A 16,704-nucleotide genomic window follows, 5' to 3' on the forward strand; every position below is an offset into this window, starting at 1 on the left:
ACAAGCCGCAGCGGGCCAAGCCGAAGCGGGCCAAGCCGGCGCCGGGCAGACCGGCGTCATCGCAGATCCGGCAGGTCCGGGCGGTCCGGAGGAAGCGCCCGCAGTGTCCGGTTCAGGCCGGCAGGAGGAACCCGTCGAGGACCAGGTTCCGGACTTCGGCGAGGAGCCCGTTCCGGAACGTTTCGCCGTCGAACCCGTCGCCCCCGCCCAGCAGCGCTTCAAGGGCACCGGTGATCTGCCCGACGGACAGATCACCGTCGCACGCTGACACGAAGCCGGCAAGCTCAGTACTCAGCAGGTTGGTGCGCCGAAGCCCGGAGCCCTGGCGCAACAGGATCACGCCGGGGTGTTCCGCACCGGGCCGCTGGTGGCGCTCCTCCGTGACGTCCTCCGCCACCAGCAGGTGGGTGGCGGCAAGATTGTTCGCGGCCACCCAGTCGGCCCGCTCCACCGCTGCGCCCAGGCACGGGCCAATGGGCTGCTCGATGGGATAAGTGATTTCCTCGAAGCGGCTGATGACCGGCCGGGCGCCCGCGGCGGGGCGCCGAAGGAAGATCATGCCGAAGCCGATCCCGGCCACGTTGCGTGAGGCAAAGTCGTCCAGGTAGGCGGCGTAGGCGTCCTGGTAGTGCTGCCGGTCGCGGGATTCCGAAGCGTCCCGCAGCCACGTTTCGGCGTACTGTTCCGGCCCCACGAGCTCGCGCTGGATGAACCAGGCGTCCACGTCCGGTCCGGCCCAGCTTTGCGGCCGCTCCTGCCAGGAGGTCCCCGCGGTGACCTCCCAGTTGCCCAAGAGCTGGGCTGTTCCGGCCGGAGCCAGGACGGACGGCAGTTGCCGGACCAGCGACGCGACAATGTCGTCGCCGGGCAGCCCGCCGTCGCGGTAGGTGAACTGGTCTGCGGCGGCCTCCCCCAGGCTCCGGGGCGTGATCACGAACGGCGGATTGGACACCACCAGGTCAAAGGTTTCGCCGGCCACGGGTTCCAACAGCGAACCCAGCCGCAGGCTCACCCGGTCCTCCGGCTTGGCCGGGTCGATATGCAAGGCTTCGGCGTTCAGGAGAAGGTTGAACCGGGTGAAGGCAAGGGCCCGCGCAGAGATGTCCGTGGCTGTCACGTGGTCCGCGTGGTGCAGGAGATGGAAGGTCTGGATGCCGCAGCCGGTGCCCAGATCGAGGGCCTTGGAAACCTTCCGGCGGATGGTGGTCTGCACCAGCGTGGTGGAGGCTTGCCCGATCCCCAGCACATGGTCGTGGCGCAGGACGCCGGGCTGCTGATGCGCCGCGAGGTCGCTGGCCACCCACAAGTCGGCGCCGCCGCTACTGTCCGCATCCCTATCGTCCGGGTCTGCCTCGTCTGCGCCTGTCACGGCATTGCCGCGCCAGCCGTACGGCCGGAGATCGGCCTTCGCCCTGACGGTTCGCCAGACAGCATCCGTGCCGACCTTCCCCGAGGACGGTTCGACGAGCCCCAACGCGAGGAGACCCTCCGTGCGGATCCCCGGGAGGGCGGCGTCGAGCACTTCAGCGTGCTGCGGCACGGCCAGGAGCCACAGGCGTACGACGGCGGCGAGCGCCGCTGCGTTAGGGTCGCCTTGCGCGGCGGCGTCGGTGGCAATCAGCGACGGGATGAGCTGGTCGCGGCCGAGCGCGGAATAGGCGGATTCGCCGAGCAGCCCGGCGACTCCGTCCACGGTGTAACCGATGGCCCGCAGGTCCGCCGCGAGGGCGGACAGCAGCTCCGGGAGGTCGCTGCGTGGGGCGTCGGAGGTGTTGCCGGCCGTGAAGTGCATAGCTGTTTCAGTCACGGTGCAAGTCTAGGGTTCCGGGGCGTGCCCGCTGGGCTTCGTCCGCCGGTGTACGCTCGCCTTCGTTCGCCGGCCCGATTCACCGGGATAGTCCCGCCTACGGCGGGATTGTCAGCAGCACCACCTATGCTTCTGAGCATGAGCCGCAAAAGTGTGATCTTCGTTGACGCAGGTTTCCTCCTGGCCACGGGCGGGCTGCGGGTCACCGGGAACTCCCTCCGCTCGGCATTTTCGGTTCAGTACAAGAACCTTGTGGACGGCATCCAGGAATTTGTCAGCGAACGCGACAGCCGGGATCTGCTGAGGATGTACTGGTATGACGCCGCCAAGGATGGCGTGTTCAGCGACGAACACAAGCGGATCGGCCTGCTGCCCGGAGTCAAGGTCCGGCTGGGGCGGATGTCCTACAACGGCGAGCAGAAGGGCGTGGACCTCAAGCTCGGCCTGGACCTCGTGGGAGTTGCGCGGAACCGTTCGGCCGACGTCGCCTACCTGTTGTCCGGCGACGACGACCTTGCCGAAGCGGTGGAAGCAGCGCAGGACCTCGGCATGAAAGTGGTGCTGCTGGGGATTGAGAACCAGGGCCACCGGCTCGGCGTCACAGCGGTGGCCGAGCATCTGGCGCTGCAGGTCGACGACATCGCCACACTGCCGCAGTCACTCTTGGACCGTTGCTTTGCGAAGTCGGCGCCGGTGGCGGGGGTTGCCGTCCAGGCCGCTGCGCCCGCCGACGTCAGCGTTTCGAGCAACGGCGCGGGCCATGCTCCCGGCACGAGGCCTGTTCCGGGGCCTGGTGTTTTGCCGGCCTTCAGTCCCGCGGGGTCGGAAGCAGGCGCTGCCGCAGCCTCCGGTGCCGAGGCTGCCGGCGCTCCCGCTGGCGCCGAGCCCGCCGATGACTCCGTGTCCGCTGCTGCCAGCCCGGCAGGCTCACCCGGCCGGCCCGTGCCGACGCCGGGCCCACGGCGCGTACCGCAGGACCTGCGGCCGGTGCCGCCAGCCGGCATGGTGCGCCGGGAACCGGTGTATTCCACCGCAACAGGCGCCCCTGCTGCCCAGAGCCCCTGGTTCGACCTGGTGGAGAGCGCCGAGGCGGTGGCAGTCAGCCTGGCGGACAACTGGCACGGCAGCGTCAGCCAGCGGGAACTCAACGAACTCCTTGCAGAGCGTCCCCTGCTCCCGCCGACGATTGACCGGGTCCTGATCAAGGACTGTGCCGCGAAGATCGGCGAAGCGAAGACGGACCTCCAGGACATCCGGAAGGCCATCCGGGCTGCGTTCTGGCGCCGCCTCGACGAGCTGGTTTAGCAGCGCCATGGCAACGCCCCGCAGAGGCCGGCAGCGCCGAAGTTGGTTGCGGCCGGGGCGCGTTCCGGGGCACCATGGTCCTATGCATCTGCAGCAACGATTTATCAGCCCTCGGCCGCTTTCCGGCCGCACGGGCTTCTTGTTGCGCGCATAATTTGCGGGCGCCGGGGTCCGTCCGGTGCAGCGGCTGAGGGTGATTCTTCCCTTCCCAAAGCTGCCCCAAAGGATCCCCCATGAAGAACTACCTCTCCCTGACAGAACTCAATGCCGCACTCGCCCTGCGCGACCTGACGGACCCCGCCACCGGAGCACACGCCATGCAGCGGCTGCTGGCGGACGTCGTCGCAGCGCTGGAACGGCGCTGGGACATCCCGTCCGAAACCCACCGGCTCAACCCGCTGGTGGCCACCGCGGACAACTACGACCGGCTGGGCTATGCGCCCGGGGACGTCACCCGGAACTCCCGGTATTCGCGCCATGTCAGCCCCACCGTGATGCTGCGGAGCCACACGTCGGCGGGCATCCCGGCAGTCCTCGACTCACTTCGCGGCGAGCAGGGCCGCTACGACCGGCTGCATGTGCTGCCCGGGCTGGTCTACCGCCGGGACGCCATTGACCGCACGCATGTGGGGGCGCCGCACCAGGTTGATCTGTGGCGCATCACGGCGCGCGGCTTGCTGGGGCCCGCGGACCTGCAGGCGATGATGGCGGCAGTTGTTGAAGCTGTACTTCCGGCGGCAGAGCACCCCGGCGTGCAGTGGCGGGCAACCCCGGCCACGCACAGCTATACGGCGGCCGGCCGGCAGCTGGACGTATTCGTCACCCTGCCGGACGGCCGCAGCGGATGGCTGGAACTCGCCGAGTGCGGCCTGGTGGCTGCCCCGGTGCTGCGCAGCTCCGGCTTGGATCCCCGGAGGTGGGCCGGCCTGGCCCTCGGCATGGGGCTGGACAGGGCGCTCATGCTGCGCAAGGGCATGGACGACATCCGGCTGCTCCGCTCGGAAGATCAGGAGATCCAGGCGCAGCTGCTGGACTTGACGCCCTACCGCCCGGTTTCACTCATGCCTGCAGTCTGCCGGGACCTCTCGCTGGTACTCACGGACTCTGCCGACGCCGACGTCGAGCTGCTGGGCGACCTCGCACGGTCCGCCCTTGGCAAGGAGGCGGATGTCCTTGCCACCCTGGAGATCAAAGCAGTGACGCCGACGGCGGAACTGCCGCCGGCCGCCGTCGACCGCCTCCGCATGGGGCCGGGCGACGTCAATGTCCTGCTCCGTCTGGCGCTCCAGCCGCTCGACCGGACGCTGACCGATGAGCAGGCGAACCGGCTGCGGGACCGGGTGTACGTTGCGCTGCACCAGGGAAAGGTGCAGGAGCTGATCGCCGGCTAGGCTTTCCCCGGGGCGGGTCAGGGCCCCGGCAGGGGTCCGGACCAGCCCTTTTCAACAGGTAAGTTGGAGGTATGTTTTCACGTTCAACCGGGCCCTGGCGGCTGTCTGCGCTGAGGCGCGTCGTCGGCATGGCGGCTCTCGGCGCCTGCCTCGTGGTGGCCGCTTCGGCCTGCTCCTCAGCCGTGTCCATCGAGAATGCGGACGTCCCGGCCTGGAAGGCCACGGCCCTGCCAACCGTCGGCGGAACCGTGCTGGAGGATGCCGGCAGGATCCTGAACCGCCAGCCGCTGGTCAAGGACGCAGCCGACGTTCCGGCCGGCGTCTACACGCTGACGATGACGTGCGACGGCGGGGGCAAGGCCTTCTTCACGGTCAGTACCGGAGGAACGAAGCTCGCCGAAGCCGGGGCCGCCTGCAACGGCAGCCGCGAGCGCGCCAAAGTCACTGTCCCTGCCACCGGGCCCGTGCAGATCAGTACCTCCAGCGTGGACGCTCCGCTTATCTACGCCTACTATTTGGCGGCGGCGGGCTAGCTGTGTGACTTGCACCGTCAGCGATGGTGCGTATGCTCAGGGGCATGTCAGCTCTTTGGGGGAAGCGGATGGTCAGCGTTGCCGTGGTTGTGCCTATTCTGGCCCTGCTCGCCGCGGTGCTAGGCGGTTGCGAATACGGCACGGACCAGTACGCGGACGACGGCGATCCTGATCAGTCCCGACCGACCGCCGGTGCGTCCCAGCTGCCAACGGATGCTGGCCGGGACCTCTCGGATTCCCGGGCCGCCCGACGTAGCCCGCAGGACAATATCGACGCGCTGGCCGAGCTGCTGGGCAGCCCTGACGGGAGCGGGCTTCCCTACATGTCAGGCGGCACGGCCTCGTGGACCGCTGACATTCCTGCCGGGGAGTACTTCCTTACAGCTGCATGCGTTGCCGCACCGGGCGCGGAACTGGTGGTGCGACTGGGGAGCGCCGACCCGGAACGCACCTCTTTCCGCTGCGGAATGGGCAAGGTGACGTACTTGGACCACAAGGGTGGCAGGATCAGCGCCGAAGTTGTGCCGCCGGCCGATGCGCCGTACTTCGTCACAGGCGTCAGGCTGGATCCCGACAAAGCGCCTCGTGGCCCCTCTGCCGCCGTAACAACAGCCTGGGCTGCCGGAGAGCTCGGCCGAATTCCGGGGTTATCCATGGGAAGGCCAGTGGCATCATTCCGGCGCGCCCGCAGTGGCGGGCAAGCTTACCTTCACGTTCGTCTGCGACGGGCCCGTCATGGTGGACATCACCGTTCTCCGGCCCAAGGGTACGGATCTGTTCCGAGGCGACGTTCCCTGCGGCAGGCCGTTTTCGGCCGATTTGCCAGTAGGACCCGACGGCGTAATGGTGATGATGGACTCGAACAACTATCCCGTCCAGTCTGCCTACAGCCTGGTGCCCGCCGCCGGAGGCGGGCAGTGATGGGGACCCTGGCCCGACGCCGGGCGGCCTTGCTGGCGGCAGCGGCCCTGATTGCGGTCGCCGTGGCCGGGTGTGAATACGCGGACGATGTCGGGCCAAATCAGTCCCGACCGACCGGCCGCCCGGCAACCACGGTTGCCGGGCGGCCGGTTCCGCTCGCTAGCATGGATCCCGCACTCGAGGCTGAGCTGGAACGAAACATGGCCGCCGTCGAACTGAAGCTGGCGGACCTGCCCGCGGGGGCGAGCGGCGGCGCAGGGAGTATCGGCGGGCACAGCAGCGCGGGCGGCGGACTCACATTCAGCGTCGTCCTGACACAGGCGGGGACATATACGCTCACGGCCATCTGCGTAGGCGCGGACAAGGCGAAGCTGATGGTCACCTCACGCGGAGCAGTCAGCAGCTCCCAAGGCAACGATGTGCTGTGCGGAACGCTGGTCAAATGGCGGGTGGAGCTGGGAACCGGGCCGGTCACCGTCCACCTCGTGAGTCCGGACGAAGCCGGCCTCCACAAAGCCGCAGTGGGCGTTGTACGCATCTTCGACCCCGTGCCTGGCGACCCCGTGCTCTGACGTTCGCGTGGCTCGGTTGGCCGCGTCCGGCCGCCTCTGGTTCGGGCCTGTCTGCGGGCCTAGAGTCAGAGTATGCACACCGTGCGGGCACCCCTGGTGCCACGGCGGACGGCCGCGGCAGCCGCCGTCGTGCTTTCCGGTGTTCTGGCCGCAGGAGCGGCGCTGGGCGGCTGCGAGTACGTGTACGACGACGGCCGCGGGCCGCTGCCGACCGCAACGGCGCCGCCGTTTACGGATCCGGCACTCCCGCAGGACCCCCGCCGGAACCTGCCGGTGACCGGCGCGGAACTTGATCAATGGGTGGAACAGGTCCTCCCGGAGACGGCCGGGCAGGTTTTCCATACGGGCTTCGGGCTGCTCAAAGCGGGCACCACGCGCCAGGAAAGCACCGGGCACCTGCCAAGCGGGACGTACTCGCTGACGCTGGCCTGCAAGAGCCCCCGCCGGGTGTCGTTCACGGTACGCAACGGGGAGCTCGCGCTCGTGGACCTAAGCCTGCGGTGCGGAACGTCAAGGGTGAACGTGATCCATGTGGCGAATGACGCCGTGCTCAGTGTGGAAGTGGCAGCACAGTCGGCAGCGAACTTCGCCTACCGGATCAGCCGGCTCTGAACCGGACTAGGCAGCGCAGCCTTCCGGGCAGCGGAGGGTCTCCGGGCTGGAGGCGCACTCCGCGCAGTACAGCGTGAGGGTGCGGCAGCTCGGGTTGGAGCAGTTCTCGAATTTGCTGGTGGGGCCCGAACAGCGAACGCACTCGCCGATCGTTTTGGCGTCCTCGCTGAATTCGAGGTGCATGCGCTTGTCGAAGACGTAGAGCGACCCTTCCCAGAGGCCCTGGTCCTTGAAGGTTTCGCCGTAGCGGACAATTCCGCCGTCGAGCTGGTAGACCTCCTTGAAGCCTCGGTTCACCATGAGGCTGGAGAGCACCTCGCAGCGGATTCCGCCGGTGCAGTAGGTGACCACCGGTTTGTCCTTGAGGGAATCGTACTTACCGGACTCGAGTTCCTTGATGAAGTCGTGCGTGGTGGCCACATCCGGAACTATCGCGTCCTTGAACTTGCCGATCTGGGCTTCAAACGCGTTGCGGCCGTCGAAGAACACCACGTCCTCGCCGCTTTCCTTCTTGGCGTCCACCAGCTCGTGGAGTTCCTCGGGCTTGAGATGCGTGCCTCCACCCACCACGCCGTCGGCGTCCACCTTGAGTTCGCCGGGGGCACCGAAAGACACGATCTCATCCCGCACCTTGACGCTGAGGCGGGGGAAGTCGGCCGCTCCACCGTCCGACCATTTGACGTCGATGCCGTGGAAGCCCTTGTATTCGCGCGTTGTCTTCACGTACTGTTTGACAGCGTTCAGCTCGCCGCCCACGGTGGCGTTGATGCCGTCCTTGGAGATGAGGATGCGGCCGGTCAGGCCCAGCTTTTCGCAGAGGGCGCGCTGCCACAGGCGCACGGCGTCGGGGTCCGCGATCGGAGTAAAGCCGTAAAAGAGCACAATTCGGTTCAAAGCCACGTGTTTAAGGGTACTTGCTGACTGAAAGCGGCTGAAACGGGGCCTTTGCCTCTACCGGCGGCTCCGGTCACAATTCAGTAAGCAAGCCCGCTTCCCGGCCCATACCCCCTGTTGCTCGCGGCAGGGCTGGAATACTCTCATCACATGAGCCCAGACGCCATGGTTGAAGACATCACCCGCCTCGTGGAAATCTGGGTGACCGGATGGGCCGGTTGCCGAGGCTACGAGACGCGAACGGAAGGCCGCTTCCCGGCCGCGCTGCGCGCGGACACCACCAAGGAGTGGGAGTACTTCGCCCACGATCCCTCTGACACCGAATTCGCCGAGCTCGCCGCCAAGACCGCCGAAGCTCCGGCCAGGATCCTCACCATACTGACCAACGACGTCGCTCGATACACCTATTTGGCGCAGCAACACGGGCTGAACGTCACATCTGCATCCCAGACGATGATGATCGTGGACATGGAAACCCAGGACTCCGAAGATCCTTGGCTTTCCGACGATGACTTGAAGCTGACCACATCCAAGAAGGACAACGTCCACCACGCCGTGGTGCGCGCCGGTGAGGCCGTTGCCGCCAGCGGACGCGTTTTTGTGGTGGGTCACACCGCCGTCTTCGACAAGATCGTCACGGAACCGGCCTACCAGCGGCGCGGCCTGGGAAGTTTCATCATGAAGGCGCTGGCGGCGCAGGCCTTTGAGCACGACGTGGAAAATGGCCTGCTGCTGGCTTCCCTTGACGGGCAGAAGCTGTACTCGCACCTGGGCTGGACCACCTTGTGCCATGTGCTGATGCTGTCCGCCTCGGACGAAGGCTCCGACCTGTCCGTCGGCTGACGCTGCCTGGACCGGCAGGCTTGTTGATGCTGGTCGTCGCTGCCGGCTGCGTCCGGGGGCGTAATTCCGGCTGTTCGTGCCGGGCGATTTGAGCCCGGATGAAACAATACTGAAGTGAACCCCCATGACTCCCTGATTCCCCTGCTGGGCCGTGGCCCGGACCCGGAACAGCTGCGTCATGTCCGCACCATTCCCGCCCGGCAGGCGGTGAACGAACCGTGGCCGGAATGGGTCCACCCCGACCTCGTCAAGGCATACGGCACGCTGGGTATCCACGAGCCGTACCGTCACCAGATCCAGGCGGCAAACCTTGCCCACGGCGGGGAGCATGTGGTGATCGCCACCGGCACAGCGTCCGGCAAATCGCTTGCCTATCAGCTGCCTGCGCTGGACGCGATCCACCGCTCGGAGCTGCGGGTACTTGCCGAACCTGGAAAGATCCACGACGACGGCGCCGTCGCCTTATACCTCTCACCCACCAAGGCCCTGGCCGCCGATCAGCTCGCTGCCATCAGCTCTCTCAGGCTCCCGACCGTCAGGGCTGAAACGTACGACGGCGACACGGACCCCGCGTCGAGGCGCTGGATACGGGACCACGCGAACGTAATTCTGGCCAACCCCGACATGCTGCACTTCGGCATCCTGCCCAACCATGCCTGGTGGGCCAGCTTCTTCCGTCGGCTCAAGTACGTCATTGTGGACGAGGCCCATAGCTACCGGGGTGTCTTCGGTTCCCATGTAGCCAACCTGATGCGGCGACTGAGGCGAATCTGTGCCTATTACAGCGCCGGCGCCTCCCAGCCCGGCCCGGTGTTCATCGCGGCCTCGGCAACGGCATCCGAGCCGGGAACGTCCTTCGGCCGGCTCATCGGGGCACCCGTCCGGGCTGTGTCCGAGGATTCCTCACCGCACGGCTCCACCACGGTTGCCTTCTGGGAGCCGGCCCTGACGGAGCTGCGTGGCGAGAACGGTGCGAAGGAACGCCGGACGGCCGTGGCGGAAACCGCCGAGCTGCTGGCCAATCTGGTGTCCTCCCGCATCCGGACGATTGCGTTCATCAAGTCCCGGCGCGGGGCGGAGACCATCTCGGCAATCACCAAGCGGCTCCTGGATGAGGTGGATCCCAGCCTCCCCCAGCGCGTTGCCGCCTACCGTTCCGGCTACCTCCCGGAGGAACGGCGGGCTCTGGAGAGGGCCCTGAGGTCCGGGGAACTCCTGGGTGTCTCCAGTACATCGGCGCTCGAACTCGGCATCGACATCTCCGGGCTCGACGCCGTCCTGGTCGCTGGCTGGCCCGGCACCAGGGCTTCCCTGTTCCAGCAGATTGGCCGGGCGGGGCGGGCCGGCCAGGACGCCATCGCCGCTTTTGTGGCCAGCGACGATCCCTTGGACACCTACCTGGTGAACCACCCCGAAGCCATCTTTGATGTTTCGGTTGAAGCGACGGTATTCGATCCCTCCAATCCGTACGTGCTGGGGCCGCACCTGTGCGCCGCCGCAGCTGAACTGCCGCTGGGTTATGCAGAACTTGAACTGTTCGGCCCCACGTCGGAGAAACTGCTGGACCAGCTGGTGTCCCAGGGTTACCTGCGGAAGCGGCCGGCAGGCTGGTTCTGGACGCATCCGCAAAGCGCGGCGGCCATGGTGAATCTGCGCGCCGACGGTGGGGGTCCGGTGAGCATCGTCGACGCCGAGACAGGTTCCCTGCTCGGCACGATGGACTCTCCGCAAACGCATTACCAGGCCCACACGGGTGCCGTGTACGTGCATCAGGGCGACAGCTATGTCGTGGAGGACCTGAAGGAGGGAGACCACTGCGTGATGGTGCGCCGCGCCAACCCGGACTACTACACCACGGCCCGCGACGTCACCCAGATCGAGGTCCTGGAGACGCAGCGGACAGCTCAGTGGGGCGACGTCGCCGTGCACTTCGGCGATGTGAAGGTAACAACACAGGTGGTCTCCTTCCAGCGCAAGGCACTGATTTCGAATGAGATTTTGGGCGAGGAACCGCTTGAGCTGGGCGCCCGGGACCTGTTCACCAAGGCTGTGTGGTTTGTGGTGGACAACCGTTCGCTGACGGGGGCGGGGCTGATCGAAGCCCAGTTCCCCGGCGCATTGCACGCCGCCGAACATGCTGCCATCGGGCTGCTCCCGCTCGTCGCTTCCAGCGACCGCTGGGACATCGGCGGGGTGTCCACTGCCATTCACGCCGACACCGGAGTGCCCACCATCTTCGTGTATGACGGGCACCCCGGCGGCGCAGGCTTTGCCGAACGCGGCTTCGACAAGGCCAAGGTATGGCTTTCCGCGACCCGTGACGCCATAGCGGCCTGCGAGTGCGACGCCGGCTGCCCGTCCTGTGTGCAGTCGCCCAAATGCGGCAACAAGAACAACCCGCTGGACAAGGCCGCGGCGATCACCTTGATCGACGTCCTCCTCAAGGACGCCACCGAGCAGCCCGCCGGGCAGCCTGCCGGGCAGCCGGGAGCTCCCCGGCCGCATACCGCCGGGGCGGAAGAGCGCGCGGCCCGCTTCTGAGACCGGCCTATGGCGGCGGGCCTGCCCGGGCATGCCCGGTGGCCGTGCCGAACATGCTTCGGTTCAGGAGCTCCGTCCGCACCTCCATTGTGTTGCTTCCCCCTTCCGTGCAGCTGGTGATTTTCGCCCCGTGCAGGCCTGCGACGTCGGCCGCAACGGTGCACGGCACACCCTGGCTGATCCCTCGCAGTGCGTCCGCGGCGGCCAGCGCTGCGAGGTCCGCAGCTGCTGCAGCCCTTGACGCCATCACGGCTGACTGAGCCAGGAGCAGCATCAGCGCCATCGCCACCATCAGCACCATCCCGAGCCCGGCGGCAAGAACCGTCCCGGATCCGCGCTCATGAGCCTGGCCCGGATGGCCATTTTCCACAGTCAGCGGGTCCGGAAGCCCGGCTTCCGAGTTTCCCCGCGGCGAAATTGCCGGCGCGCTCACGAGGCCTCAGCTTCCAGATCTTGAAGCCTCCCCTGTGCGGTCGGCGCCCGTACGGGCCACGCCTCCTGCGGACGCAGGCGTGCGGACTCGGCCGTTTCGCCCCGTGCCAACGCCCGGGCAGACAACGTCCACGGCACAATCGACCCGACGGGGCCGGAGACCCTGCCGGACACCGTGACACTGACCCATTCACCGTCCGCCACGACCGATGATGACGCCGAGGCTCCGGCGAGCTGCCGCACGATTCCCTCGACCGCGCCCGCATCCTCCCCGCGCGCCAGGGCCCTCGCCCCTGCCCTGGCAGCCTCCTCCAGCCGAAGCTGGGTAATCCCCGCCGCCGACCCGGCAAGCAGCAGTGCCAGGAGAAGGAGGACGGCCGGCAGTGCCACCGCAAATTCGGCAGTGACCGCCCCGCGGTCCTTCCCCGAACCCCGGAAGGCCTTCATCGCTGGCGCACGCCGGCGCAAGCCCGGCATCATGGCAACGCCAGCGCCGTCCGGATCAGGTTCAACAGGAAGCCCCGCACTTCATCGCTTCGGAGGATGAACACCAGGATTCCCGCAAAACCTACGGCAGCCAGTGTGGCGATGGCGTATTCCGCGGTGGCCATTCCCACCTCGGATCCCATGAGCCGGCCGCGGGCCGGGGCCGTAACGGGCGCCGCGTCCCTGGCGCCGGGGTAGATCTCGTGCACCTCCGCGTCGGCCTGGCCAGCGGCTTCGGAGGGCTCAGGCTGAGCTTGGGGACGGTGGTTGGAAGTGATTGACATGGTATTTCCTCTCATTGGTTTCCGGCTGATGTGCCGGCTGACTCGACTCTCCCGGCTGGGCCGAACGGAGATAAGGGGGAAGCCCGGCTAAGTGGATAAGCCCGGAAAGTCCCGGCTGTGGAGGAACACTTGGACGTCGTGACGCCCCAGGCCCGGCTGCAGGAGTCAGCTTCCCGACGGCAGCATCGCGAGCAACACCGGGACCACGCCAAGGCAGATAAAGGCGGGCAGCGAACAGAGGCCGAGCGGGACCACCAGCCGCACGCCGAGCGCGGCCGCGCGCTTTTCCGCTGCCCTGAAGCGCTCCCGCCGCAGCCTTGCGGCCTGAGCGTAGAGAATGGCCGACGACGGCGCCCCCGTCAGGGCCGCAAAACCCAGGGCCTGCCGCAGGACCAGCAGCTCAGGGGTCCGGACCTCGGAACTGCGCCACGCTGTCTCCCAGTCGGCACCAATGGCCAGCGCGGACACCACGGGCCGCAGCGACCGGTGATACTCAGGTGAGGCTGAGTCCGCGACGAGCTCCAAGGCACGCCCGATCCCCGACCCGGCGTCCAGCATTGCTCCGATCAGCTCCAGCATCATTGCTATGTCGCGCAGGCCCTCGCCGGCCGGCCGAGTGGCCCCGGTTGTGGTTCCACCCTGGCCGTTAATTCCGACGCCGGGACGCCCCTGGCGCTGCCGGAGGAGCCTCCTGTGGGTGCTGGCGCGCCCGGTCAAAGCCAGTGCCGCGGCGGCGGCCAGCATCAATGCCACGGCCACGGACGGCAGCCATGCCGCCGTCATGATGTTCCAATGGCCGAGCGGACAAGCCTGGCAGACCAGATCCGGCCAGCCACTGTCAGCACCACGCCGGCAGCGAGCGCAGCAATCCCTAACGGCGTGCCGAGCAGGATGGACAGCGGATCCACACCCAGGGCGACGCCCAGCCCAAGACCCAGGACGGGAAGCCAGGTCAGGAGGGTAACGGTGGCTTTCGGCCCGGCCAAGGCGGTCTGGCGGGCTGCTTCTGCGTCGTCCTCCACTTCAAGCTGCGCCGCCAGGCGGGTCAGGACGCCCGCCAGCGGGCATCCGCTCGCTGCGGCAATGTCGAAGCACGCGGCGAGCTCACCCCAGATTCGTCGTTCGCGGCTTTCGCTACCGGGGAAGGCCGCAGCGGACGCCGACCGGATGGCCTCGGCCACGGGGGAACCCCGCATCGCGGCCGCCCTTGCCACGGACACCATCGACAAGGACGCAGGAGAGAGTCCCTGAACGTCGTCCGGTCCGGCCCCGGGACGCTCCTCCGCGGCATAGACCAGCCAGAGTTCGTCCCACAGCCGCGACGGTGTTCGGCCGCCTTTGAGCAGTGCAGCCAACTGTTGGACCACAACAGTGAGGGGCACGTAGCGGGATCGTTGACGGGGCTTTCCGGGCAAGACGGAGAGCCGGGCCCTTGCCGTATCGCGGGAGGCGCCGCTCCGCCTGCCATTACGGGCACTTGGGCCGCCGGTCCGGCCCCGCGATGCGGGGTGCCCGGTACGCAGCGCCGTGCGGATTCTTCCTGATCGGCCGCCGGGAGGCCGGGCCACCAGCCACGCAGCCAATGCCAGCACGGTGATCAGCAGAATCATCATCCGTTTGCCCCGGACCCGGGTTCCGTCGGCACCGCATCGCAGCCACCGGTCAGGGATTCGTCAATGCCCAGCCTCCGGGCCAGCCCCGGCCACGACGGACCCGGGCTGATGGTTCCACCGCGTACGGAAACAGCCACTGAGACTTCCAGTCCGTGGGCGCCGTCTTCAACGACACCGATGCACGCCACGTGACGGAGGCCGCGGGACCGTTCAACGTGCACGACGACGTCCAGGGCACTGGCAACCTGCAGCCGCATGGCGTCCTGGTCCATCCCGGCGAGGGCGCCGAGCGCCGTGAGCCGGGCAGGCACGGCCGCCGCTGTGTTGGCGTGGATGGTTCCGCCGCCGCCGGTGTGTCCGGTGTTCATGGCTGTCAGCAGTTCGCGAACCTCTGCCCCGCGGCATTCCCCTACCACCAGGCGGTCGGGCCTCATCCGGAGAGCCTGCCGGACCAGTTCGGCCAGATCCACTGCACCGCCGCCTTCGAGGTTTCCGTGCCTCGATTCAAGCGACACCACGTGGGGATGGACGGGATTAAGTTCGGCGGCGTCTTCGATCAGGACCAGCCGTTCGCCGGGATGGCTCAGCCCCAGAAGCGTGGACAGCAGGGTGGTTTTACCTGACCCCGTGGCACCGCTGACCAGGAAGCTCAGGCGCCGGGAAACCATGCGTTCCAGCACGTCCTGGACCAGGACACCGAACATGCCGCCGTCCCGGAGTTCGTCCAGCGTGAACACCTCATAGCGTCGGATTCGGACGCTCAAGAGTGTCCCAGCGGTCGAAATGGGCGGCAGGACCGCGTGGATGCGGTATCCGGCCTCCAGCCTGACGTCCACGCAAGGGGACCCGTCGTCAAGGCGCCGCCCGCCCGCAGCCACGAGGCGGGCCGCCAGGGAACGGACCTCATTTTCAGAGGAAAACGACACCGGCGCCTGCTCCAGCCCGTTTCCGCGGTCCAGCCAGACAGAGTCCGGGGCGTTGACGAAAATGTCGGTCACGGCCGGGTCCCTCGTCAATACCTGCAGCGGCCCCAAACCGTTGAGCTCAGCGCTGATCCGCTCGACGGCGGCCAGCGATCCGGCCGTACCCAGGAGTCTGCCCGTGGCCTGAACCGCCGCTGCCACGCGGGACGGGGTCACCGGGCCGGAATCGGCCATCACTGATTCCCTCACCGATTCGAGCAACCCGGCGTCCAGGGCGCTGCTCTGCCGCCGCCTTAAGCCTCCGGCCGGGCCGGGAAAGCGGGGCAGCCCCGGCGACTGCGACGGCGTGGTCATGGCAACCCGCCGCCCAGCAGATCCAAAACCGAGGCGGCGAACCGGCGCACGGTGCGCCGCCGGCCCATCTCCAGCAAGCGGCCGAGCTCCGTGGCATTGGCCGTGCCCTTCACTTCCGGGACGAGTCCCTGCAGGGGCAGCCCCACGGATTCGGCGATCAGCGGCCCGTCGAGGACGGCCCCCGCTTTGCCCCGGATCACCAGGGCCGTGTCCACCGGCGGAAGTTCCTGCAGCAGCCTGGCGGATGAAACGGCGGCTTTCAGCTGCGCGGGCGCCACTACCAAAATGCGGTCGCAGTCCCAGGCGAAAGTCCGCAACGGTTCCGTTCCGCGGCCGATGTCCACCAGGACCAGTTCGTAGCCCCGCCGCGCAGCGTCGAGAACGCCGCCCACAGTGGCGGCTTCCACGCCGGGCTGGCGTTCGCGGCTGCCCGGCCAGGACAGGAAAGAGAACCCGCCCGCCACAGGAAGAGCGTCGGACAACTGTTCAGGATCGATGCTCCCGCTGGCTTCCGAAAGATCGGTCCATCGAAGGCCCGGTATTTCCTCCGCGGCCAAGGCAAGCTCCAGGCCACCGCCCCACGGGTCGCCGTCGATCAACAGGACCCGGGCTCCCCACTCCGCCGCGGCCTGGGCGATCCAGATCGCAGCGGTGGTGGCACCGGCTCCGCCGCACCCCCCGGTCACCCCCAGGACCAGTCCGCCGGCTTCCGGCGACCGCGAGCGGCTCAGGTATTCTGCCAGCCACGCGGCAGCGTCCGGCAGCACGGCCACCCGTTCGGCTCCCAGGACCGCGGCGAGGTGCCAGAGGCTGTCGCCTTCGCCGCTGAGCCCGACGAGTACAGCGGGTGCGCGGCGGCGGGGCGGCAGTTCGCGGATATCACTGCCCACGAGGACCACGGCCGCGGTGTCCCAGAACGGTGCCGCCTCGGTGGCGTCGGCGGCGACGCGAAGCTGGCCGCCGGCAGCCGCTACGATCCGCTCAACCTCGCCGCGCAGGAAGTCGAAGCCGGTCACCAGGAGCGTTTCCGCGGACTCGGCGGGAAGCCATGCGCCGGGAGCCCGCTCCCCCGCTGACGCGCCCCTGCCCGAGGCAGCTGCCGCGGGTACACCGCGGGCCGCCGGACCGGCCAGGCCGGCCGGATCAGGCGGCCTGCCTCCGTCAGGCTGCCGCCCCAACTGCTGCCGCCCCCG

Annotated in this window: 17 protein-coding genes; 8 read left to right on the top strand and 9 right to left on the bottom strand. The window is 68.0% G+C overall.

From position 1 onward, the window contains the following. Window positions 1-112: 112 nt before the first annotated feature. Complete coding sequence (locus tag ASF98_RS24900; RefSeq protein WP_055804926.1) at window positions 113-1,792, bottom strand: DUF7059 domain-containing protein; 1,680 nt, start codon at window positions 1,790-1,792, stop codon at window positions 113-115. 153 nt (window positions 1,793-1,945) lie between these two features. Between ASF98_RS24900 and ASF98_RS18475 the strand changes: the two genes are divergently transcribed. The 6 genes from ASF98_RS18475 (at window position 1,946) to ASF98_RS18500 (ending at window position 7,141) form a co-directional block, all read left to right on the top strand. Next, window positions 1,946-3,112 (top strand): NYN domain-containing protein, encoded by a 1,167-nt coding sequence (locus tag ASF98_RS18475; RefSeq protein ID WP_055805133.1) that lies wholly within the window; start codon window positions 1,946-1,948, stop codon window positions 3,110-3,112. A gap of 233 nt (window positions 3,113-3,345) precedes the next feature. Further along, complete coding sequence (srmL, locus tag ASF98_RS18480; RefSeq protein WP_055804929.1) at window positions 3,346-4,503, top strand: PheS-related mystery ligase SrmL; 1,158 nt, start codon at window positions 3,346-3,348, stop codon at window positions 4,501-4,503. A gap of 71 nt (window positions 4,504-4,574) precedes the next feature. Continuing rightward, on the top strand, window positions 4,575-5,036 hold the full coding sequence (locus ASF98_RS18485) for a hypothetical protein (protein ID WP_055804932.1): 462 nt from the start codon (window positions 4,575-4,577) through the stop codon (window positions 5,034-5,036). A gap of 690 nt (window positions 5,037-5,726) precedes the next feature. After that, window positions 5,727-5,957 carry a hypothetical protein gene (locus ASF98_RS18490; protein ID WP_055804935.1) on the top strand — a complete coding sequence of 77 codons (231 nt, stop codon included), beginning with the start codon at window positions 5,727-5,729 and terminating at the stop codon, window positions 5,955-5,957. Then, the gene (locus ASF98_RS18495) at window positions 5,957-6,529 is read left to right on the top strand and encodes a hypothetical protein (protein ID WP_055804938.1); all 573 of its coding nucleotides are present in this window, start codon (window positions 5,957-5,959) and stop codon (window positions 6,527-6,529) included. Before ASF98_RS18490 ends, ASF98_RS18495 begins: the two co-directional genes overlap by 1 nt. Window positions 6,530-6,601: 72 nt before the next feature. Beyond that, window positions 6,602-7,141, top strand: coding sequence for a hypothetical protein (locus ASF98_RS18500; protein WP_055804940.1), 540 nt, complete (start codon window positions 6,602-6,604; stop codon window positions 7,139-7,141). A 6-nt stretch (window positions 7,142-7,147) separates the two neighbouring features. Here the strand turns inward: ASF98_RS18500 and trhO are convergent, their stop codons facing one another. After that, the gene (gene trhO, locus ASF98_RS18505) at window positions 7,148-8,041 is read right to left on the bottom strand and encodes an oxygen-dependent tRNA uridine(34) hydroxylase TrhO (protein WP_055804943.1); all 894 of its coding nucleotides are present in this window, start codon (window positions 8,039-8,041) and stop codon (window positions 7,148-7,150) included. 144 nt (window positions 8,042-8,185) lie between these two features. On the opposite strand from trhO, the gene ASF98_RS18510 reads away from it, so the two are divergent. Both ASF98_RS18510 and ASF98_RS18515 read left to right on the top strand, forming a co-directional pair. After that, window positions 8,186-8,878, top strand: a complete 693-nt coding sequence (locus ASF98_RS18510) for a GNAT family N-acetyltransferase (protein WP_055804946.1) — start codon at window positions 8,186-8,188, stop codon at window positions 8,876-8,878. Window positions 8,879-8,992: 114 nt separating this feature from the next. Then, the gene (locus ASF98_RS18515; RefSeq protein ID WP_055804949.1) at window positions 8,993-11,419 is read left to right on the top strand and encodes a DEAD/DEAH box helicase; all 2,427 of its coding nucleotides are present in this window, start codon (window positions 8,993-8,995) and stop codon (window positions 11,417-11,419) included. Between the two features lie 7 nt (window positions 11,420-11,426). Here the strand turns inward: ASF98_RS18515 and ASF98_RS18520 are convergent, their stop codons facing one another. From ASF98_RS18520 to ssd, 7 genes are all read right to left on the bottom strand, one after another. After that, window positions 11,427-11,852: an Rv3654c family TadE-like protein gene (locus tag ASF98_RS18520; RefSeq protein ID WP_442854049.1), complete on the bottom strand. Its 426-nt coding sequence runs from the start codon at window positions 11,850-11,852 to the stop codon at window positions 11,427-11,429. Beyond that, window positions 11,849-12,331, bottom strand: a complete 483-nt coding sequence (locus tag ASF98_RS18525; RefSeq protein WP_055804952.1) for a TadE family type IV pilus minor pilin — start codon at window positions 12,329-12,331, stop codon at window positions 11,849-11,851. Before ASF98_RS18525 ends, ASF98_RS18520 begins: the two co-directional genes overlap by 4 nt. Then, window positions 12,328-12,621: a DUF4244 domain-containing protein gene (locus tag ASF98_RS18530; protein ID WP_055804956.1), complete on the bottom strand. Its 294-nt coding sequence runs from the start codon at window positions 12,619-12,621 to the stop codon at window positions 12,328-12,330. The genes ASF98_RS18525 and ASF98_RS18530 overlap by 4 nt, the downstream gene beginning before the upstream one ends. Window positions 12,622-12,786: 165 nt before the next feature. Continuing rightward, complete coding sequence (locus tag ASF98_RS18535; protein ID WP_055804959.1) at window positions 12,787-13,404, bottom strand: type II secretion system F family protein; 618 nt, start codon at window positions 13,402-13,404, stop codon at window positions 12,787-12,789. Continuing rightward, entirely contained in the window at window positions 13,401-14,234 is an 834-nt protein-coding gene (locus ASF98_RS18540; protein WP_055804962.1) for a type II secretion system F family protein, read from the bottom strand. The genes ASF98_RS18535 and ASF98_RS18540 overlap by 4 nt, the downstream gene beginning before the upstream one ends. Beyond that, window positions 14,231-15,511 (bottom strand): TadA family conjugal transfer-associated ATPase, encoded by a 1,281-nt coding sequence (locus ASF98_RS18545; RefSeq protein WP_055804965.1) that lies wholly within the window; start codon window positions 15,509-15,511, stop codon window positions 14,231-14,233. The genes ASF98_RS18540 and ASF98_RS18545 overlap by 4 nt, the downstream gene beginning before the upstream one ends. Then, a complete protein-coding gene (ssd, locus tag ASF98_RS18550) occupies window positions 15,508-16,527 on the bottom strand; it encodes a septum site-determining protein Ssd (RefSeq protein WP_055805139.1) in 1,020 nt (339 codons plus the stop codon). The genes ASF98_RS18545 and ssd overlap by 4 nt, the downstream gene beginning before the upstream one ends. Between the last annotated feature and the right edge of the window lie 177 nt (window positions 16,528-16,704).

It is taken from the genome of Arthrobacter sp. Leaf337 (assembly GCF_001423745.1).
Classification (GTDB): domain Bacteria; phylum Actinomycetota; class Actinomycetes; order Actinomycetales; family Micrococcaceae; genus Arthrobacter.